This is a genomic window from Paenibacillus sp. 01T443, from assembly GCF_056398325.1.
The window spans coordinates 182,977-202,354 of sequence record NZ_JBFTPE010000009.1; the positions used below are offsets into that span (position 1 = coordinate 182,977).

The window sequence follows — 19,378 nt, forward strand, 5'->3', positions numbered from 1 at the left end:
CAGCTTGTGAAGTTTACTGTGTTTACTCATTTTCATGGTTGGCTCTCTCAGGAATGAGAGCTATAATTAATTGACTGATTTGAGAAGCTAGGAGATTGCAGAAACGAAGTGGAGGCTAACAAATGACGAGATTGTTTCAAACGAATGAGCTTCGCAAGGTGCAGCCGCTTGACGGCAGCTGGGATTTCACTGCTGTTCAGGATGAGGAGCTAAAGCTGGAGGAGCTCGTTTATTCCTATAAGCTGACGGTCCCAGGCTGCTGGGAAATGCATCCCGATTTTCTGACCTATAGAGGCAGAGGGGCATATAGAAAGCGAGTTACAATCAAGAACAAAACCTCGCTTCGATTCGTGTTCAAAGGAGTCAGCCACACCGCCCGCGTGTTTTTTGACGGTGTGCTATTGGCCGAGCATTACAACGCTTATACGGCATTCGACGCGATTGCTAGAGATGTAGAGCCAGGAGAGCATGAGCTTGTCGTGGTTGCGGATAACAGCTTTGGCGAATTTTCCGCCCTGCATGTACCTAACGATTACTATACATACGGCGGTATTAACCGCTCCGCTGCAATGGAGGAAATTAAGGATCTTTATTTGGAACGAATCGCTTTTACCCCGATTTGGGAAAATGGCAAATGGAAGGCCCATATTAAAGCCATTGTTCGACAACTGCAAGGCGAGAAACAGGATTATCGGATTTGCTTCGAGCTCGGCGGCAAGGAATATGAACTGGGTGAACTTCATGCTGAAGCTGATGGCACAACCAGCCTGAGCGGAACCTTTGCTTTTCCTGAAGCCGAGGCGTGGTCGCCCGAAAAACCTGTTTTGTATGCGCTTAAAGTTTTTTTGTCCGTAGGCGAAACGAAGATCGATGATCTAATCGAACGGGTAGGTTTTCGCGTTGTGACTACTGAAGGGGGCAAAATACAGCTCAACGGCAAGGATATTGTATTTAAAGGTGTCAATCGCCATGAGGACCACCCGATGGTGGGCTCAGCGTTTCCGCTTCAGTTAATGGCGGTTGATGCTGATTTAATATCGAATATGGGCTGCAACTCGGTACGGACAAGCCATTATCCGAATGATGAGCTTTTTCTCGATCTATGTGACGAGCGAGGCATACTGGTTTGGGAGGAAAACCATGCTAGAGGCCTAAGCCTGGAACAGATGCAAAATCCTAATTTCCGCTGGCAGTGCGAGCAGGTAAACCGTGAGATGGTAGAGCAGCATTATAATCATCCATCGATTGTAATATGGGCCATTTTAAATGAATGCGCAAGCCATACCTTGGAAGGCCGGGAGATGTACAAGGAGCAGCTTGAGCAAATTCGCGAGCTTGATGCGAGCCGTCCGCTGACCTTTGCTTCCCATCATAGAGAAAACGAGCTTTGCTTCGACTTGGCGGATATCGTATCCTTTAATTTATACCCAGGGTGGTATGGAGACGAGGACCCGGGAGAGCTTTGCGATTTGGCGCGAGGCTGGGCTGACGCAAGCGGAGGATTAGGCAAACCGATGATTATGAGCGAGTTCGGCGGTGACGGCTATTACGGCCATCGTGATCCAAGCAGAGTCCGCGGCACAGAGGAGCGGCAAGCGGATATCATTGAAGCCAACCTGTCGGCCTATACGAAGAGAGAGTTCATCTCGGGTATGTTCATCTGGCAGTATTGCGATTGCAGAGTGACCGAAGGAACGGACTGGCTTATTACCAGAGCGGGCACGCAGAACAGCAAAGGGATTGTCGACCGTTATCGGAGACCGAAGCTCGCTTATGCGACCGTGCAGAAATATTTCAAATCATAAAGAAAGAGCGAGCTGAGGGATAGGAATCGGTTCTTCTTCATAAATGATATGACAGTAATAAATGGCGTGCTAAGCTTAATTCTGCACGCCATTTTTATTTTGATTTACAATGACGCATTTCGTTTAAAAGAACATAAAGGGTTTTGATCATGCGAATTGAATAATTATCCCAAAACCCTCCAATATTATAATGAAGAAGTCAATTGCTTCCCATAAACTTACAGGCAAAGGTTAGGAAATCGCAGTAACGGTGCACATCTAAATACATGTATGGTATGATATTAATAACAATTAAAACAAGCTAAAAAGTAAAGCTGCCATAATGAAGGAGTTTTTATTTTGAATGATGCGATGATCATGTTGAAGAAAACGAGCCGTACTTTTTATATCCCTATAAGTCGGTTGAAAGCAGGTTTAAAAGAGGCGGTCGCATCCGCTTATTTATGCATGAGAGCGATTGACGAGATTGAGGATCATGAATCGATTTCAGATGATTTAAAAGTGCAGCTATTACTTGGCGTTCATGAAGCTTTTCAGTCCTCAGACGTGGTAGCGGAATCCCAAAAGCTGCTCTCGCCCTATCGTGATGTGCTGGCTGACGTTACGATGCAGATTCATGAATGGGCGCTCCTTTGTCCGCCAACCGTCAATGAAGTCGTTTACCGCCATATCGCCAAAATGTCCAAGCAAATGGCAGATTGGGTCCATGTGAGCTGGAATATTAGAACGGAAGAGGATCTTGATCGCTACACCTATAGTGTCGCTGGCATGGTGGGAGAGATGCTTTCTGAAATCTGGTTTTGGTTCGATGGCACAAAATCGGATCAAGATAAAGCGATTGCTTTTGGCAGAGGCCTTCAAGCCGTAAATATTCTTCGCAATCGCGACGAGGATTTATCGCGAGGCGTGGATTTCTTCCCGGATGGCTGGGGTGCGAAAGAAATGATTAAATACACCCGCCGCAATTTGAAAATAGCGGATTCTTATATCGTAGATTTAAAGGGCGGCCCCGCGTTGGATTTCTGCAAAATCCCTCTCACACTGGCGCATGCAACCGTCAACCTGATCGCGGCTGGCGGCAACAAGCTCACGAGAGATGCGGTTATGAAGCTTGTAAGCAGTATAAATTAATGATCGAATGAAAAAAGCAAGGCTCATGAGCCTTGCTTTTTTTTCGTTTCTTGCTTGGCGCATTATACAGAAGCCTGCATGCCGGTATTTCTTGTCAATGAAGAAGGCAGCAATGAGTAAACATTCTGAAGCATAAGCAGCTTAGGACTTAGTTTGAATTTTGAGCCCGAGAAGGTGCACCGGTCATAATTGAATAGCAGTGATTCGATATGGATGGTGCAGTCTGTAAAGGAGCAGCCGATATAATGAGAGCCGTCGAAGTAAACATCCTCGTTTTTATATGCTTTGTTCATAATGTATTCCATATTTTTTTCCCCCTATGATTAAGTGCAACTCTATTAAATGATATGCAGCTTCTTTATATCTAATGTGTATAACCGCTTTTCCGGTATTTGAAACAATAGATTGATAGCTTTATATCAGGAAAAAATCAGGATTGGACAATTGATTTGCTATCTACTCTGTTCAATGGCGCGAATATGACGGAACGCCGGCAATTAAAAGGCGAAGAACTTTCTGACCCATGCGATACTACATGTTATATAATATAACATATAATCATTGTTTTTTGTTACTTTTTCAAAATTAATGTATTCTCATTGTTTTTTTCATGTTTCATGTCATGTATACTGACACTAATGTTGAAATCTAATCGATATTGACAAATCGATTGTTCCATCTTATTATTAGTTTGAATTCAAACTAATTTAAGGGGTGAGGCTCCGTATGGGCAGAGAATCCTTTATCACCCGTTTTCCTTGGGAGCAAGAGGACAGCAGTACCCTATTGATTAAGCTCGCCTTCATCAACATTCGCCGCGAAATCGAAACCGCTCTTCGTCCGCTTGGCTTGACCCCCCAGCAATCGCAGACGCTTCATTTGCTTGAGATGAAGCCAGGGGCGATGAATGCCGATATGGAGAAGCTTCTTTACATCGACAAGTCGAGTGTAACCAGCATAATCAATGGCATGGTGAAACGCGGATGGGTCGTCCGCCGCGAGCATGATCAAGATGCCAGAATGAAACGTATCTTTTTGACGGAAGAAGGGCTAGAGATGCACAAGCTAACTACCCACGCAGTCCAGCAGGCAAAGGATAAATCGAATCAGCTTCTAACAAAGGATGAAACAGCTACCCTTCATGATTTACTGAAAAAAATTATAAAGGCTTACGAATAGCGAAGGCGCCGGCTGATTTTTTTTTGTCATTTTGTTTGAATTCAAACGATATACTATTTTTAAAAAAGAAAGGATGTTTAGAAAATGGAAGCCGCAGTTGTACAAAACAATGGCGAGAAGCTTATGCCTATTTTAGCATTTACGTTAGTCTTCTCGATTATGAATGCTTCGATGTTTAATGTGGTTATGCCTGTCATCAGCAAGGAGTTTGGCATCACGCCCTCGCAGGTCAGCTGGCTTCTAACGGGTTATATGATCGTTTACGCCGTAGGCTCCGTTACATACGGTAAGCTTGCCGACAAATATCGATTGAAGGATTTATTAACCTTCGGACTAATTTTCTTTGCGCTTGGCTCCGTCGTAGGGCTGACAGCTACTGAGTATTGGATGATTGTGCTTGGACGAATTTTGCAAGCCAGCGGTGCGGCTGTTATTCCCGCCACGGCAATGATTGTTCCTGTTCGTTATTTCACGCCGGAGAAGCGGGGCAGAGCACTCGGTACCGTTGCCGCAGGTCTTGCCCTCGGTACTGCGTTGGCTCCTATTGTAGCAGGTCTAGTCACGACCTTTGCGAGCTGGCGGTTTCTGTTTTTATTATCGCTGATCCCGCTGCTTGCACTGCCGTTCTTTCGGAAATATTTGGATAACCAAAAAGGCAGCACGAAAAAAATCGACTTTTTGGGAGGCATACTGCTAGGCGGAGCAGTCGCATTATCGCTGCTTGCGATTTCACTTGGGGAGTGGCTGCTCGCGCTGGGCGGGGCAGTGCTGCTTATTTTGTTCATTATTCGCATCCGGACAGCAGCTGATCCGTTTATCCATCCAAAGCTATTTAGCAATAAGAAGTATTCCATGGGTTTGTTTATTACCTTTCTCGCAACCGCATTAAGCTTCGGCATGCCTTTCGTAACGCCGCAGTTTCTATCCGGATTGAATCAATTGTCTCCAGCGGTCATTGGTCTAATCATGTTTCCAGCTGCAATTACTTCCGCATTCTTGGGACGCGTGGGAGGCAGGCTGGCGGATGAGAAGGGCAATTCATTTCTAGTGTACACGGCAATTTCACTAAGCTTTGTCTGCTTCGTTTTGCTTTCAATTTTTGTGGGAGCATCGCCATATCTTATCCTGTTTCTGCTAATATTCGGTAATACGGGTCAAACCTTTATGCAAATTGCCATGTCCAATACTATTTCCAGAACGCTCACCAAGGAGCAAATCGGCGTAGGGATGGGATTAATGTCCTTGCTCAATTTTATCTCTGGCGCGATGTCCACAAGCGTTATTGGCAAGCTGCTGGACACAAAGGAAACGTCATTTCATTTGAATCCGGTGGCTGTGTATAACGGAGCCTACGTTTACAGCAATATCTTTATTACTCTAGCTATTCTGGCAGCTGTTATTGTTTGCATTTATTATTTTTCTTTCAGTGCTTTCAGCGGAAAAAGAGGGATGAAGGCAAAGCTCGATGAACGTAAATCCTCGTCTACAACGGCGTAGATGCATAGTAAAAAGCATTCTCAGCCAAGAGGCATAAGGCTGTAATGAGCTAAAAGAATAAACTACACTATGGGCCGTCCTTATGGAAACTAGGGGCGGCTTAAATTCGTTAGCGAGATGGTCTAATATTGAATATCGCTCTTCCCAAATGCAAAAAAAGAACCCTTTGCAGGGTTCTTGGAAGAGATGATTAATGAGTTGAACTCGACGGCATTACACTTTAGAAGTGGAACGGTTGAGCCAATTCTCAAAGCGCGTCGCGGTAATGCGTGCGTTGCTATCGCTTGGAACGAGAGATTGATCATTCACCGCTACTGATCCGAAGTAGGGCGCGTTGTCATCTGTGACCACCTGGCGTTTGTCTTGAGTTGCGCTCAAGAATTGTCGAACGAGTTGGTCGAGAGGAATCAGATCTGGACCAGCCACTTCAGCAATGCCATTCACTGGCTCTTCAAGTGTGAAATCGGCCAACGCGGCTGCAACATCATCCGAAACCATAGGCTGCGTAAGAGCGGAAGGCAAACGGACGGTATCCCCTTCTGTCGCCACATAGGCGATGCTCCCGACGAACTCGAAGAACTGCGTCGCGCGGACGATTGTATAAGGGATCTTTGAAGCCGTGATTAGATCTTCTTGGGCCATCTTCGCACGGAAATAACCACTTTGGAGCAGGCGATCTGTACCAACGACCGATAGCGCAACATGATGTTTCACTCCGGCAGCCGCTTCAGCGGCAAGGAGGTTTCGAGTGGACGTTTCGAAGAACTCCAAGACTGCTTTATCCTCGAATGAAGGAGAGTTCGACACGTCTACGACAACTTGAGCACCGATAAGGGCATCAGCAAGTCCCTCACCAGTAACGGCATTTATGCCAGCAGAAGGCGATGCCGCCAATACCTCATGGCCAAGCTTACGAAGGTTGTTTACAAGTTTTGTTCCAATAAGTCCAGTGCCGCCAATAACTACAATTTTCATGTTTATCCTCCTAGTTTTGTAGCCTATAAATAAGGGCTGATCAATTTTCAAATCTCGCTCAGATAGGCGGGCTTTCTCCCATTCCAATCCGGGCTTGAACATATAACGATGCTCCGATTCATTTCGTGACAAGGGAGCGATATTAAAGAATTGGATGACTGTAGTATCTAAACAATCTTATCTAGCTATACATATTAAAAACGAAGTATGAAATGATATAGATATAAGCAAGGACTTGCGTTTGTCACAAAATCGATCCTCATCTCGTTTAATAAAAGGCCCTTATTCTAAGGAGAATAGAGTGTATAAGAATAAGATTGGAGGTGGAATGATGCAAGAATTGTACAATCAGTATAAAGGGCTGTTGTTTAAGCTCGCCTATCAACTAACGGGATCAGTATCTGATGCGGAGGATGTTGTGCAGGACGTTTTTCTAAAGATTTATGACGTACCGCCTGAGAAGCTGACTGAGCCGAAGGCTTATCTTTGCAAAATGGTCACAAATCGCTGTAGGGATTTACACAAGTCAGCCCGCAAGAAGCGGGAACAATATTATGGTGAATGGCTGCCAGAGCCCTTTCTTAGTTCTGAAGTTGATTCAATGGACTCGGTCATTCAAGACGATCTCTTGTCGTATGCGATGCTTGTGCTGCTAGAAAAGTTATCTCCTACGGAACGGATTGTTTTTGTCCTTCATGAGGCGCTTAGCTTCGAGTATCGCGAGATCGCTGTGCTCATTGAAAAAAGCGAAGTGAATTGCCGGAAACTGCTTAGCCGTGCGAGAACAAAGATGGGAATTGCGTCAGAAGAACTTGTTCATACGGAAACAGCCAACAGCGAGTGGGTTCACGGCTTCATGGCGGCGCTCAAGCAAGGAAACCTGAATCAAATCTTATCTATGCTTGATCAGGACGTTGTCCTTGTATCAGACGGAGGAGGCAAAGTAACTGCCGCAGTCGATCCGATCGAAACACGGGAACTCGTTGCGCAGTTTCTTCTTGGTCCGGTACGCCAGGCTTCTATGAAAGAAGGGGTCCCGGTAATTGAAATTGGCCAAATTAATGGACAACCCGGACTCATACTTCGATCAAGCGAGGGCATTCATACGGTGGCGATGCTTCATATCGAGGGGAATAAGATTCAAAACTTATATGTTGTTCGAAACCCTGATAAGCTGAAGCATGTAGGATAAGCGGCTAAGGGCGATTTTTACTTTAAGATGAGGGATCAAGTTCGTGCCATTGGGCATTGTCAAAACTTGATCCCATTCTTAGGTTCCCAAAAGTGGATTTTATGAAAATTTGTTTAAGTCTATGTGTTTTAATTTATCCGGATTCACGATAATGAATATTCCTTGAACCATCGTTGTTTGGGGCTCCCGATCAAAACTAATGACCCCGATTGGAATGTCTTCTTTTGTGATTAATATCCCTTGTTGTCCATTGATCTTGACTGACTGTGCTTTGGATCCGAGAAATATGGTTAATGCCAATGCATTTAAAATAACGAGTACGAGTTTTTTGCTGTATATTGGACGGATTAAAGTAAATACTTTCCCTCCTCCGTCAACAATTAACACAGCATCTTCAGTAATCAATTCCAAAAGTGATTCAGAGTTTCCACTCGTAAGGGCATACATGAACTGGTTCACCAACCTTGCTTTGTCTTCAAACCCGCTATGGTTCATAATATCTTCGACCCTCCCCATTGTTTAGAAGTTCCCCCAAATATATTTTGTTATGTTAACAATAAAACGCTTGGCGACGTTAATTTGTGACATGTACCAGCATTTACAACTTAGAACGCTCTAGTCTGCTAACAAAAGTATTTCAAAACTATAGATACGTTTTCTGATGTTACGCACTTGACAATATGATTTGCGATAAATTATAGTTAATGTGTAAATGGTTAACCGATTAACTATATAGCAGGAGGTCATGTCGTATTGAAAAATGGAGTCCTTTTGAACAACCGATTCTGTCGGTAAATGTTTTTCTCACGCTTTATAAAACAAATCATCATTTGGTCCAACAATTGGAGGAACAACTAGGAAAGTTTGATCTGACATTGGGGCGGTGGTGTGTACTCGTTGCACTCAAATCCAGCGGCAGAGCGATGGTTCCTTCCGAGTTAAGTGACGACCTTGCTGTTACGAGGGCAAATATAAGCAATTTATTAAATGCTCTGGAGAAGGCTGGCCGCATCCGAAGGAATTTCGACCCAACCAATAGGAGAAGAATTCTAGTCAGTTTAACACCAGAAGGTCATGAGATTATTTTGAATGTGTGGCCTGTATATGAACAAACTATCTTTCAAAATGTAGGTAATAAACTTACTCAGGAAGAACAGAGTCAGTTGAAAGGCCTGTTGAAAAAGTTGTTTTAAGAAATATGACTTTCTGTCCTTTTTACAGGACAGATTTAAGTGATAGTTAATTGATTAACTATTAATTTATTAATTGTTTATGTATGTGCATTGAAGCTGGAAATGGCCGCGGATCTACAAAAAAGCTTTCGAAAGCTAAGCGGCATTAAGCATGAAAATATAATTTAAATTCTAAGGAGACATGAAAATGTTAAAAGACAAGGTTGTAATCATCACAGGTGGAGGCGCCGGTATCGGACTGGCAGCGGCACGGTTATTTGTAGAGAAGGGGGCAAAAGTGCTCATTACCGGCCGTAAAACGGGCCCGTTGGAGGAGATTGCCGCTAGTGACCCGAACATTAAGGCTTTTACGGCGGATGTAAGTGATCCGGAGTCTGCGACCAGAACGGTTGCAGCCGCGATTGAACATTGGGGGCGACTCGATTTAATCGTGAACAATGCTGGAAGTGGCGTCATACAGCCGCTCATCGATGCGAACTTGAAATCAATAAATGATATTTTCGCTGTAAATGTGGCTGGGCCTACAATGCTTGCCGCAGCAGCGATCACACATCTAGAAGAAACAAAAGGTTCGATAATTAACATTTCAAGTACTTATGGCAGTAAAGCAGCGGCCGGCTTATCACTGTATGCAGCGAGCAAGGCTGCTATGGAACATCTGACGCGGTGCTGGGCTCTTGAACTCGCTCCGAAGGGCATTCGCGTGAATGCGATCGCGAGCGGACCTGTCGAAACTGCGTTCCTTCGCGACCGCATGGGACTTTCCGACGAGCAGATCAATGAAGTTAAAGATCATGAGCGTCAGATAATCCCGCTGGGAAGACGTGGTGAGCCGGATGACGTAGCGCGATGGATCGTGAATTTAGCGGATGCGGATTCAGGTTGGATCACGGGTCAAATCATTGGCGTTGACGGTGGACTCGTCATATCTTGATCAAACATATTATGAAGTGAAAAACAAGTCAGAGGTTGCTCTGGCTTGTTTTTTTGCGTTTTTGTCAGTTTTTTGATGATAGCGAAATCAAAGATTTAGCAGTTGTTTTAGTACTAAAGTTATTGTATCATTAGAGAATAGGTAGGCAACCTAACTAAATATTTTAAGTAGTCTGGCTGCCAATTGGCCATAATAAATAAATATTAGGAGTGCAGGGCATATGGAGCATTTGACACAAAAGAAAAAGTTAACCATTATGATTGCTCTGATGGCAGCTATGTTCTTCGCTGCAATCAACCAGACCATCGTAAGTACAGCAATGCCGCGGATTATCGCGATTTTAGGGGGCATTGAGTATTACACCTGGGTAATCACGATTTATATGCTCACTTCTACGATAGCAACTGTACTTGTGGGTAAGTTATCCGATATTTATGGACGGAAACCCTTTCTCTTAGCGGGTATTGTGTTTTTCATTATCGGCGCGTTACTCTGCGGAACTTCAACCACGGTTTTTCAATTGATAACGTACCGCGGCATTCAAGGTTTAGGCGGCGGTATCCTTATGTCGGCTACGGTGACCGCTGTCGGAGATTTGTTCGCTCCGCGTGAGAGAGCCAAATGGACCGGCATCATGATGGCAGTATTTGGTTTCTCAAGCGTTATTGGACCGACACTCGGCGGCTTTTTGGTCGATCATATCGCATGGAAATGGATTTTCTGGATCTTCCTGCCGCTTGGTCTCGTAGCGTTCGGGATGATATGGTCGATGTTTCCGAAAACAGCAAGGAAAACGTCGGAATCGATTGATTACCTTGGCTCTACATTCCTAACGTTGATGTTGATTTCGCTGCTTCTAGGTTTCTCGTGGGCGGGAACCAAATATGAGTGGGGCTCCTCCCAGATTATTGGCCTGTTTGCAGCTTCCATCGTTTTCTTAATTATTTTGCTGCTTGTGGAACGCAAAGCCAAAAGCCCTGTTTTACCGTTATCGCTGTTTAAAAACAGTATCGTAACGATCTCCAATTCAATTGGTTTTCTCATGAATGCCGGGATGATGGGCGCAATGATGTACCTGCCGTTTTTCGTGCAAGGCGTTCTCGGAATTTCGCCTACTAACTCTGGTTTTGTCAATATGCCGATGTCGATCGCGATGATCTTCCTGAGCACCTTGTCGGGCCGTTGGATTTCTAAATCAGGCAAGTACAAACGTTTTGCCATCGCAGGGATGCCGTTTATGGTTGTGGGCATGCTCTTGATGGCCTTTATGAATAATGTTGGAGTCGCGGTCGCGGCGATGATCGTTTTCGGTATCGGGCTTGGGATTTCAATGCCGGTATTCACGCTTACGGTTCAAAACGCTGTTGCTCCGACACAGCTGGGCGTGGCAACCGCAACCGCAACCTTGTTCCGTAACTTAGGCGGCACAATCGGAATTGCGGTGATGGGTACAGTGATGAACTCGACGATGTCTAGCAAGCTGGAGGCTGCCGTGAAAGCAGGCGAGGGTCCGGATTTGTCACAGGTTGATCCTGAAACGGCACAGCAGCTTTCGAGTTTCTTGAATCCGCAAATGCTGCTTGACCAACCTAAGCTTAAGGAGCTGCATGCGACGCTCCCTGAACAAGTTCAGCCTTTGTTTACGCATATTATCGAAATGGTTCGTTCGGTATTAAGCGATTCGCTAACCGTTGTATTTTTATTCGGTATGTCACTATTGGTCGTAGCGTTCGTTCTGGTTCTTTTCTTGAAGGAAATTCCTTTGCGCTCCTCGAATGACATGAAAGCCAAAGTCGAAGCGGAACAAACAGAGCTGATCAAAAAAGAGCCTGCTCTCAATGCTTGAGAGCGGCTCTTATAGAAAGGATTTCACCTGCAGCTGCTGCAGCAGGTGAAATCCTCTTTCTGTATTTATTGTTCTTCTGTATTGTTTGCGGACTTGAGATATTCGAATACTTGACTCAGCATAACGATCAACTGGTCGGATTGTTCTTTGCCCAACTGGTCAATGATCCCTTTGAAAATGGAATGGAAACGATCGATCGCCTTGGTGGCCAGCTGATCGCCTTTATCTGTTAATGTGATTTCGGTTATTCTGCGGTCGGTTTTATCCGCTGTTCTTATCACGTAACCGGCTGCAATAAGGCTGTTGAGCATTTGCGTAACGGTGGGCGACGTGACTTGCAGGATTTTGCTGATCTCCGTTACCGTAGTACCCGTTCCAACTTTGTCATTGCTCTGCTTGATACAAGCGAGCATTCTAATTTCGCTCGCTTTTAGACCGCCCCACATCGTTTTTTTACGCCAGTCCGCTTTTGCGAAACGTTGAAAAACATCTATAAGATCCGTCAGATTAGCGTATTTATCTTCGCTCATTCGATTCACCTCGGTGAATATATTTTATAAATTAATTAGGTAACCAAAGTAATTATAGTAATGATTAACTGCAGAAGTCAATCCTGTACAAGAAAAGAGGTGCAGCATGAACAACGATGTGGAGTGGAAGGTAGTATACCCGATTTTGAAGAGTGTATATAAGAAATTAAGAGAGGAGTGGCATAAAGGCTCCGATTGCAGTTTTTCTATAAACCAAACGAGAATGCTTCAATTTTTGAATCGAAAAAGTCCTATGAAATCAACGGAGTTAGCCGAACTGCTATTTATTACAGCGGGCGGAGTTACGCTTATGGGGGACAAGCTCTTAGAGAGAGGTTTAATTCATCGATTGCGCTGCGATGAGGATAGACGCGTCGTGCTTCTTGCCATTACGGATGACGGGAAAAAATATATCGAATCTTTTGAAGAAAGAGACGAAGCTATTATACAATATATCAGCGAGCGTATTTCCAATGAGGACCTGCAGCATTTAAAACGCATTTTCAAGCTGCTTGATAGCTAGCAGGTCTTCATTCAATTATCAAAGCACACAGGAATCGGAAGGGGATCACAGAAGCATGGCGATGGATCAAATGCATAAGATGAAAGAAATAAAGCAGCAAGTTACACGGTTTTTGATGATGTATAAATTTGCGCTGCAAGAGCTGGAAACGAAAGTTGAAATTTTGAAAGAGGAATTTCAATTGCTGCATGAGTATAATCCCATCGAGCATACAAGCTCACGGTTGAAATCACCAAAGAGCATCATTGAAAAAATGTTTAGAAAGCAAAGCGATCTTACTTTTACCAGCATTCGAGATCATATAAAAGACATCGCCGGCCTGCGAATTAATTGCTCCTTTATTTCCGATATCTACCGGATAAGCGATATGCTGCAAAATCAAAGCGACTTGAAATTGCTGGCTGTCAAGGATTATATCAAGAATCCTAAACCAAACGGCTATCAAAGCCTTCATCTTCTCATTGAGGTACCGGTGTTTATATCAGACAGACGCGAGAATGTTTGCGTAGAGGTGCAAATACGCACGATTGCTATGGATTTTTGGGCTAGTTTAGAGCACAAGATTTATTATAAGTATAAGCATGCGATACCGCCTCACCTCTTACAAGAATTGAAAGAAGCTGCAGATTCTGCGGCAGCACTGGATAAGAAAATGGAACGCTTGCATAACGAAATCGAAGAAATCAAGGAAGAAAGCGAAAATGATTTGGGGGATGAGATGATCCGGCTGCTAATGGGCAATCAAAGAGGCTCGATCCCAACGATGCTGCTTGAACTTTTCGAAGAGGGTCAGCAAAAAAAATAGTCGTGAACCCTTAAACCGCGACATAAAGTGAAAGTAGCGCGATAACGTGCTGCCAAGCTTAATGCGTTGTTGAAGGGTGGTCATGGGCAATGGTCATTTCTAGCTTTCAAGCCTTCGTTGAAGTGTTTGGCTTATCGATATCCATGAGCTTAGTGGGCGGATTAATTGGACATTTTGTCAAAAACGGGATCATCGAATTGCCAAAGCTCGTCATTGAATATGATGAGGACGGGCTTACTCTTTCTTCGAATTGGTTAATCAAGTGGATTCAACGTATCTATTATTTCGCGATCTTCGTCATCGGCTTCCGGGACCACAGCAACGCGAAGAAAAAGATTTTTTTCGATCTCGGTTTTTTGGGCGATTTATTGATTGCCATCGGAACAGGGATTTTGGCTAAGACCGCATTATCTATGGCGAATACGACGGACAACTTCGCAGTTATAAGCAGCTCATTGCTTGCCGGCTATGCAGGCTTATCCTATTTGAAGAGTAAGCAAAACAAAGAATTCGCAGATTTGTTCCCGGAGGAAATGGATGATCCAAATCCGCGAACGCCGCCAAAATAACATGCAAGTTTTTATTTCTTTTGCGTATAATGACCATAGCTGATAAACCAAAAGCTTTGAATCTATTCCAGATCAAAACATGGTAAGGAGGGTGGAGCACGTGGGGAAAATTACGGTCAAAGTGACCCCTGCGGAAATGCAGGAGCTCAAGAAGTTAGCCGAGGTTGTTAAAAACCCTCACCTTCCGATGTCTGACCGCCGGATCGCTAAGACGCAGTACGAGTCGATCATCAACTTTGCGAAGAACAGCAACCGCGGCATCATTTCATCCGTTTAACCGAAGTAAGTACTTTGACAGCTGTTCTCTCGCGGAACGGCTTTTTTGTTGTAAAAAAAACAGCTCGAACGGTCATTGACCGCTCGGCTGCTCTTATTGTTTCCCTTTAGTAAGTTGTATTATGGCAATTCAATCGTAACTTCGCGCTTGCTTGCCGCTGAGCGGAGTACGCCGTCGATAATCGCTTGGTTATACAAAATTTCCGCCCCAGGAATCGGTGCTGGCCGATCATCCGTGATGGCGGCCACAAAGTCTCTTACTTTCTCATCAAATAGATTCAAACCGTGGTCAATAACGGGAATGGTTGATTGGATATGTTGGTTTACGACATCATGGTAAAGCGTCATGCTGCCTACGCTTCCATCCCATACGCCGCTCCAAGGTCCGGTTCCCGCAGGAGTGACCTTGAGACCTGCGTCCGTGCCGAGAAACATGGTGGCTCCGAGCGTATCCATGTGCATAGCCCAGCTCGTTTTGTAATTTAATATGATATCGCCTTCAAGGCGAATCATCGCCACGCCAAAATCCTCGACGTCAAAATTTGCGGCTTCGCGATGGTAAAGCGGATTTGATCCAAAATGGTTCGATGTGTAAGCGGACACGGTGAGCGGCTTAGGGTAACCAAGGGCATTAAGCGCCATATCGAGCGAATAGCAGCCGATATCGGCCATGGCGCCTGCACCGGCCAGCTCCTTGCGGATAAAGGTACCGCCAGGCATGCCGCGACGTCTGCCGCCGCCTGTTTCTACAAAATAAACCTTGCCGAGCTTGCCCGATTGCACGATCTCTTGTATTAATGACATATTAGGGTCATATCTTGGCTGAAAGCCGACCGTAAGCATTTTTCCACTGCGCTCGGCAGCTTCGACCATCTCGATAGACTGCTGCAGGGTGACGGACATCGGTTTCTCCACTAGTACATGCTTGCCTGCGTTCAAAGCGTTTACAGAGGTTTCATGGTGAGCAAAGTTTGGTGTACAGATGCTAACGCCGTCAAGGTCAAGCTCCAGAAGCTTCCTATGGTCTTCGAAAGCTGTCACATTAACAAGCTCCTCTTGGTCGATAAAAGCTTGCGCTTTGCCAGGTATACTGTCAGCCACCGCAACAATCTCTACATGAAGAGGCATTTTCTTATAAGCTGAAGCATGGGCTCTTGCTATGCCGCCGCTTCCTATAATTCCAATTCGGATCGTTCTAGTCATTGCTTTTCCCTCTTTTCGTTGTGTTGCTTTTACTTTAGCACAGCTCAATAGGTCATGAAATGATGAGAAACGGACATGGCCTCTATAAAATCATGACATGACCCCTTCGAATTAGCGAGGCTTCATTTTGTACAAAAAACCGTTCGCGTTTGTCCATTGCCCCTTGTACCGCAATTGTTTTACGATTAACGGGCTGCAAATGATAATGATTTTCATTGAGCGGCTATTATCGTTCGGTACGAGAGGAAGATGAGTATGCTTCGCCGTTTTTTTGCGTATTACAAGCCTTATAAGAAGCTGTTTATTTTAGATTTTACCTGTGCCATTCTGGCTGCATTGCTCGAGCTTGCTTTTCCGCTTGCGGTGAACCGCGTGGTTGATGATTTGCTGCCGAGCGGCAATTGGAAGTGGATCTTGTATGCGTGCATATGCCTATTGGCTATTTACGCCTTCAGTGCCGTCCTGCATTACGTGGTCACCTATTGGGGGCATAAACTCGGCATTAATATTGAATCGGATATGCGCAAGCAGCTGTTCGACCGCGTTCAGAAGCTGAGCTTTCGATTTTTTGATAACAACAAGACTGGCCATCTTGTTTCACGAATGACGAATGATCTGATGGATATCGGTGAAATAGCGCATCATGGACCGGAGGATTTGTTCATCGCATTAATGACGCTTGCCGGCGCATTTGCCATCATGCTTAGCATCAATTGGCAACTTGCGCTCATGACCTTCATTATTATTCCGTTAATGATTTATTTGTCGCTCTATTTCAGCCGCAAGATGTCAGCGGCCTTCAATCGCATGTTCGCTGACATTGCGGACTATAACGCGCGCGTTGAAAACAACGTGAGCGGCATCCGCGTTGTTCAAGCCTTTGCTAACGAAAAGCATGAAATGGCGCGTTTTGCAGAAAATAACGGCCGTTTTCGCTTGACGAAGCTGATCGCGTACCGCGTGATGGCATGGAACTCTTCGATCAGCTTTATCCTGATGCGGATGATCTCGTTGTTCGTGCTCGTATGCGGCACCTGGTTCGTTATTCAAGGTGAAATGAGCTATGGGGAATTTATTGCTTTCGTCATGCTCTCCAATGTGTTTTTAAGTCCGATTCAACAAATTAACTCGGTCATTGAAACGTATCCAAAAGGAATTGCCGGCTTTAAGCGCTACTTGGAATTGCTGGAAACAGATCCGGATATTGCGGATGCGCCGGATGCGGCTGCGGTTCACAGCCTTAAGGGAGACATTCATTTTAACAATGTCACGTTTGGTTATGAGAATAAAGACAACGTGCTGCAAGGACTCGATCTATCGATTCGAGCAGGGGAAACGGTGGCGCTTGTCGGCCCGTCTGGAGCCGGGAAAACTACGCTATGCAGCTTACTGCCGCGTTTTTACGAGGTTGAAGAGGGAACGATTACGATTGACCAAATCGATATCCGAAAAATGACGTTGGAATCGCTGCGCTCGAACATCGGCATCGTGCAGCAGGACGTTTTTCTCTTTGACGGCACCATCAGAGAAAATATCGCTTACGGCAAGCTCGGAGCCTCAGACGAGGATGTGATGGAGGCTGCGCGCCAAGCACAGCTGGAGGAACTGGTTATGTCGCAGCCGGAGGGGCTGGATACACTCATAGGCGAGCGGGGCGTCAAGCTCTCCGGCGGACAAAAGCAGCGGCTTTCCATTGCCCGCATGTTCTTGAAAAACCCGCCGATACTCATCTTGGACGAAGCAACTTCTGCGCTGGATACGGAGACAGAAGCGGCCATTCAGCTTGCACTGGCCGAGCTGTCCCGCGGTCGTACCACGCTTGTGATCGCGCATCGGCTGGCGACAATTAAAAATGCTGACCGCATTGTAGTCGTTGCCGAGCAAGGGATAGCCGAGCAGGGCAACCATGAGGAATTGCTGAGTACCCGGGGAGCGTACAGCCGTCTTCATCATGCGCAATTCGGTGCATAATAAAAAGTCGGAGTCTATGAAGATTGCAGCAGCAGCGCAGGGATCAGAGAAAGCAGCTTATGCCGCGTAGAAGCATCCTCGAAATTCCAAGCCCGCTCATCGAGCACATAGCTAAAGCCGTTTTTGACTGCAGGGAGATTCTTCCATAGCGGACTAGATAGCAGCTCGTCCATTGCAGCGCGCGATTCGGAGCTTTCGGGAAGCATCATAAATACGCGGTCTCCTGCATATTGATGGATCGTTTTGGCGGTAATTTCCTTATAGGGCCTGTCTGACTTTAGAATGTCCTGAACCTTGCCTGCGGGGCGGAAGCCTTCAGGATGATACAGGATTGAGGATAATCCGATATTGCCCATAACAAATAGCCGATTGCCCCGGTGGAACACGAATACGGAAGCCGTTTCAGCGGGACGCAAAATGGATTGAAGCTGCTGCCACATCAGCAGTGTAGTGCTTTTATGATGAAGAAGCCATGCTTGAGCTTCTTTTTTTTTGCCAAACCATTCTCCCAGCATGAGCAGCCTTTCATCCAGTGTGCCTCGCGAATTATAAGTCAAGGTCGGCGCAATTTGCGAAATTTGGGAATACAGCGTCTCATCGGAATGATCGAATATAATTAAGTCAGGCGCCAGCGCAGAAGCCTGTTCCTCATTTATAGGCGTCTCTTTGCAAAACAAATGCCTTCCCGCCAGAGGGATGCCGAGCATATTGAAATCACCGATACTTTCACCGCAATAAAGGACTCGGCTCGGCTGTGAGGGTATTCTGACTTCATGTCCGTTCCAATCCGTTACAAGTATGTTTTGGCGCATGGCAATCGCGTATTGTCTTGGAGAGTAGCCGGTCATCAGGCGAAAACGGCGGCTGAAATAATATTCGTCGGTAAAGCCGACGCGCTCTGCAATTTCCCGGAGCGGATTATCGGTATGAAGAAGCCATTCCTTCGCTCGGTTGATACGAAGCTCGGTCAAATAATCCAGCGGCTTCTTGCTGGTGAGCACCTTGAATATTGACGTAAACTGCCAAGCGGGAACGCTTGCCATTTGGGCGAGCTGCCTGACTGTAATGTTTTCTTTATAATTCGTTTGCATGTATTCGATCGTTTGTTCCACGGTTTGCGTGGAGCCCGTCATCACTTCGAGCTGCAAGTTATGCTCAAGCAGAAATCCGATGAGCTTCTGAAAATGCGCTTGCTGCCGATGAGCTTCAATATCGTCGAGGCTCGTTTTTCCTACATACAGCTGGTTCAGCAAGTCTATCCACTGGGCAAGCGGATAGACGCGAAGCTCATGGCGGTCAGGGAACAGCTGCTCACAGAAACGCAGCGCGTCATCGCCTTCGGAGCGGAAAACGTTAAATGAGACGCGGTAATACTCAATTATGCTGTCGTCCATGCTCTCGAATTGATAATCCGTGGAGGGGGGGATCAGAAACGTACTGTATGAAGAGAAAAGAGAGCTGCGCCGTTCCGAATAGAGCTTGCCGCTGCCGCTTTTGAAAATGAGAAGGATATGGGTGGAGGCAATTTCCTCCGCTAATACATCACCGGCTGAATGGCTCAGCAGTTCCATATCCTTAAAATGGAAAAGTAAAGAGCGAAGCGGTAATGGATTCCTTGTTACTGCTGACATGAATGAAATCTCCTTTCTTAATTGAGAATAATTATCAATTGAATTCATTATAGACAAAAAGAAGAAGCTTTTCAACAAAAGTTGAAGAGCTTCTTTCTTCATGCTGGTCTATCAGGCA

At 45.4% G+C, this 19,378-nt stretch carries 19 protein-coding genes; 13 read left to right on the plus strand and 6 right to left on the minus strand.

Annotation, left to right across the window (positions count from 1 at the left end; all coding sequences use genetic code 11):
• Positions 1–122: 122 nt before the first annotated feature.
• Together AC1DLI_RS19085 and AC1DLI_RS19090 are read left to right on the plus strand one after the other, a co-directional pair.
• Entirely contained in the window at positions 123–1,805 is a 1,683-nt protein-coding gene (locus tag AC1DLI_RS19085; RefSeq protein WP_477605340.1) for a glycoside hydrolase family 2 protein, read from the plus strand.
• Between the two features lie 351 nt (positions 1,806–2,156).
• Positions 2,157–2,936 carry a squalene/phytoene synthase family protein gene (locus tag AC1DLI_RS19090; protein ID WP_477605517.1) on the plus strand — a complete coding sequence of 260 codons (780 nt, stop codon included), beginning with the start codon at positions 2,157–2,159 and terminating at the stop codon, positions 2,934–2,936.
• 62 nt (positions 2,937–2,998) lie between these two features.
• Here the strand turns inward: AC1DLI_RS19090 and AC1DLI_RS19095 are convergent, their stop codons facing one another.
• Positions 2,999–3,241: a hypothetical protein gene (locus tag AC1DLI_RS19095; RefSeq protein ID WP_477605342.1), complete on the minus strand. Its 243-nt coding sequence runs from the start codon at positions 3,239–3,241 to the stop codon at positions 2,999–3,001.
• 421 nt (positions 3,242–3,662) lie between these two features.
• On the opposite strand from AC1DLI_RS19095, the gene AC1DLI_RS19100 reads away from it, so the two are divergent.
• Positions 3,663–4,115 carry a MarR family winged helix-turn-helix transcriptional regulator gene (locus tag AC1DLI_RS19100; protein ID WP_477605344.1) on the plus strand — a complete coding sequence of 151 codons (453 nt, stop codon included), beginning with the start codon at positions 3,663–3,665 and terminating at the stop codon, positions 4,113–4,115.
• A gap of 84 nt (positions 4,116–4,199) precedes the next feature.
• A complete protein-coding gene (locus AC1DLI_RS19105) occupies positions 4,200–5,612 on the plus strand; it encodes an MFS transporter (protein WP_477605346.1) in 1,413 nt (470 codons plus the stop codon).
• Between the two features lie 213 nt (positions 5,613–5,825).
• On the opposite strand, the gene AC1DLI_RS19110 is transcribed toward AC1DLI_RS19105, so the two are convergent.
• Positions 5,826–6,719, minus strand: a complete 894-nt coding sequence (locus AC1DLI_RS19110; protein ID WP_477605348.1) for an SDR family oxidoreductase — start codon at positions 6,717–6,719, stop codon at positions 5,826–5,828.
• 199 nt (positions 6,720–6,918) lie between these two features.
• Between AC1DLI_RS19110 and sigJ the strand changes: the two genes are divergently transcribed.
• Positions 6,919–7,779 (plus strand): RNA polymerase sigma factor SigJ, encoded by an 861-nt coding sequence (gene sigJ / locus AC1DLI_RS19115; RefSeq protein ID WP_477605519.1) that lies wholly within the window; start codon positions 6,919–6,921, stop codon positions 7,777–7,779.
• A 99-nt stretch (positions 7,780–7,878) separates the two neighbouring features.
• On the opposite strand, the gene AC1DLI_RS19120 is transcribed toward sigJ, so the two are convergent.
• Positions 7,879–8,295 (minus strand): sigma-70 family RNA polymerase sigma factor family protein, encoded by a 417-nt coding sequence (locus AC1DLI_RS19120; protein WP_477605350.1) that lies wholly within the window; start codon positions 8,293–8,295, stop codon positions 7,879–7,881.
• A gap of 359 nt (positions 8,296–8,654) precedes the next feature.
• On the opposite strand from AC1DLI_RS19120, the gene AC1DLI_RS19125 reads away from it, so the two are divergent.
• The 3 genes from AC1DLI_RS19125 to AC1DLI_RS19135 all read left to right on the plus strand — a co-directional run bounded on the left by AC1DLI_RS19125 (position 8,655) and on the right by AC1DLI_RS19135 (position 11,752).
• A complete protein-coding gene (locus tag AC1DLI_RS19125) occupies positions 8,655–8,972 on the plus strand; it encodes a MarR family winged helix-turn-helix transcriptional regulator (RefSeq protein ID WP_477605521.1) in 318 nt (105 codons plus the stop codon).
• 187 nt (positions 8,973–9,159) lie between these two features.
• Positions 9,160–9,906, plus strand: coding sequence for an SDR family NAD(P)-dependent oxidoreductase (locus AC1DLI_RS19130; protein WP_477605352.1), 747 nt, complete (start codon positions 9,160–9,162; stop codon positions 9,904–9,906).
• Between the two features lie 220 nt (positions 9,907–10,126).
• The gene (locus AC1DLI_RS19135; RefSeq protein ID WP_477605354.1) at positions 10,127–11,752 is read left to right on the plus strand and encodes an MDR family MFS transporter; all 1,626 of its coding nucleotides are present in this window, start codon (positions 10,127–10,129) and stop codon (positions 11,750–11,752) included.
• A gap of 65 nt (positions 11,753–11,817) precedes the next feature.
• On the opposite strand, the gene AC1DLI_RS19140 is transcribed toward AC1DLI_RS19135, so the two are convergent.
• Complete coding sequence (locus AC1DLI_RS19140; RefSeq protein WP_477605356.1) at positions 11,818–12,282, minus strand: MarR family winged helix-turn-helix transcriptional regulator; 465 nt, start codon at positions 12,280–12,282, stop codon at positions 11,818–11,820.
• A 106-nt stretch (positions 12,283–12,388) separates the two neighbouring features.
• On the opposite strand from AC1DLI_RS19140, the gene AC1DLI_RS19145 reads away from it, so the two are divergent.
• The 4 genes from AC1DLI_RS19145 to AC1DLI_RS19160 all read left to right on the plus strand — a co-directional run bounded on the left by AC1DLI_RS19145 (position 12,389) and on the right by AC1DLI_RS19160 (position 14,456).
• Positions 12,389–12,805, plus strand: coding sequence for a MarR family winged helix-turn-helix transcriptional regulator (locus AC1DLI_RS19145; RefSeq protein ID WP_308999164.1), 417 nt, complete (start codon positions 12,389–12,391; stop codon positions 12,803–12,805).
• A gap of 55 nt (positions 12,806–12,860) precedes the next feature.
• Positions 12,861–13,610: a GTP pyrophosphokinase gene (locus AC1DLI_RS19150; RefSeq protein ID WP_477605359.1), complete on the plus strand. Its 750-nt coding sequence runs from the start codon at positions 12,861–12,863 to the stop codon at positions 13,608–13,610.
• Positions 13,611–13,699: 89 nt separating this feature from the next.
• Positions 13,700–14,179, plus strand: a complete 480-nt coding sequence (locus tag AC1DLI_RS19155; protein WP_308999162.1) for a hypothetical protein — start codon at positions 13,700–13,702, stop codon at positions 14,177–14,179.
• Positions 14,180–14,279: 100 nt separating this feature from the next.
• Positions 14,280–14,456, plus strand: a complete 177-nt coding sequence (locus tag AC1DLI_RS19160; protein WP_477605361.1) for a hypothetical protein — start codon at positions 14,280–14,282, stop codon at positions 14,454–14,456.
• A 119-nt stretch (positions 14,457–14,575) separates the two neighbouring features.
• Here AC1DLI_RS19160 and AC1DLI_RS19165 read toward each other — a convergent pair whose 3' ends face one another.
• Positions 14,576–15,658: a Gfo/Idh/MocA family protein gene (locus tag AC1DLI_RS19165; RefSeq protein WP_477605363.1), complete on the minus strand. Its 1,083-nt coding sequence runs from the start codon at positions 15,656–15,658 to the stop codon at positions 14,576–14,578.
• 255 nt (positions 15,659–15,913) lie between these two features.
• On the opposite strand from AC1DLI_RS19165, the gene AC1DLI_RS19170 reads away from it, so the two are divergent.
• Entirely contained in the window at positions 15,914–17,629 is a 1,716-nt protein-coding gene (locus tag AC1DLI_RS19170; RefSeq protein ID WP_477605364.1) for an ABC transporter ATP-binding protein, read from the plus strand.
• A gap of 14 nt (positions 17,630–17,643) precedes the next feature.
• Here the strand turns inward: AC1DLI_RS19170 and AC1DLI_RS19175 are convergent, their stop codons facing one another.
• Entirely contained in the window at positions 17,644–19,260 is a 1,617-nt protein-coding gene (locus AC1DLI_RS19175; protein WP_477605366.1) for an ABC transporter substrate-binding protein, read from the minus strand.
• Between the last annotated feature and the right edge of the window lie 118 nt (positions 19,261–19,378).

Coding starts and splice junctions, on each gene's coding strand:
- AC1DLI_RS19085 (WP_477605340.1), top strand. CDS start 123: ATGACGAGATTGTTTCAAACGAATGAGCTTCGCAAGGTGCAGCCGCTT.
- AC1DLI_RS19090 (WP_477605517.1), top strand. CDS start 2,157: ATGATCATGTTGAAGAAAACGAGCCGTACTTTTTATATCCCTATAAGT.
- AC1DLI_RS19095 (WP_477605342.1), bottom strand. CDS start 3,241: ATGGAATACATTATGAACAAAGCATATAAAAACGAGGATGTTTACTTC.
- AC1DLI_RS19100 (WP_477605344.1), top strand. CDS start 3,663: ATGGGCAGAGAATCCTTTATCACCCGTTTTCCTTGGGAGCAAGAGGAC.
- AC1DLI_RS19105 (WP_477605346.1), top strand. CDS start 4,200: ATGGAAGCCGCAGTTGTACAAAACAATGGCGAGAAGCTTATGCCTATT.
- sigJ (WP_477605519.1), top strand. CDS start 6,919: ATGCAAGAATTGTACAATCAGTATAAAGGGCTGTTGTTTAAGCTCGCC.
- AC1DLI_RS19120 (WP_477605350.1), bottom strand. CDS start 8,295: ATGGGGAGGGTCGAAGATATTATGAACCATAGCGGGTTTGAAGACAAA.
- AC1DLI_RS19130 (WP_477605352.1), top strand. CDS start 9,160: ATGTTAAAAGACAAGGTTGTAATCATCACAGGTGGAGGCGCCGGTATC.
- AC1DLI_RS19135 (WP_477605354.1), top strand. CDS start 10,127: ATGGAGCATTTGACACAAAAGAAAAAGTTAACCATTATGATTGCTCTG.
- AC1DLI_RS19140 (WP_477605356.1), bottom strand. CDS start 12,282: ATGAGCGAAGATAAATACGCTAATCTGACGGATCTTATAGATGTTTTT.
- AC1DLI_RS19145 (WP_308999164.1), top strand. CDS start 12,389: ATGAACAACGATGTGGAGTGGAAGGTAGTATACCCGATTTTGAAGAGT.
- AC1DLI_RS19150 (WP_477605359.1), top strand. CDS start 12,861: ATGGCGATGGATCAAATGCATAAGATGAAAGAAATAAAGCAGCAAGTT.
- AC1DLI_RS19155 (WP_308999162.1), top strand. CDS start 13,700: ATGGTCATTTCTAGCTTTCAAGCCTTCGTTGAAGTGTTTGGCTTATCG.
- AC1DLI_RS19165 (WP_477605363.1), bottom strand. CDS start 15,658: ATGACTAGAACGATCCGAATTGGAATTATAGGAAGCGGCGGCATAGCA.
- AC1DLI_RS19170 (WP_477605364.1), top strand. CDS start 15,914: ATGCTTCGCCGTTTTTTTGCGTATTACAAGCCTTATAAGAAGCTGTTT.
- AC1DLI_RS19175 (WP_477605366.1), bottom strand. CDS start 19,260: ATGTCAGCAGTAACAAGGAATCCATTACCGCTTCGCTCTTTACTTTTC.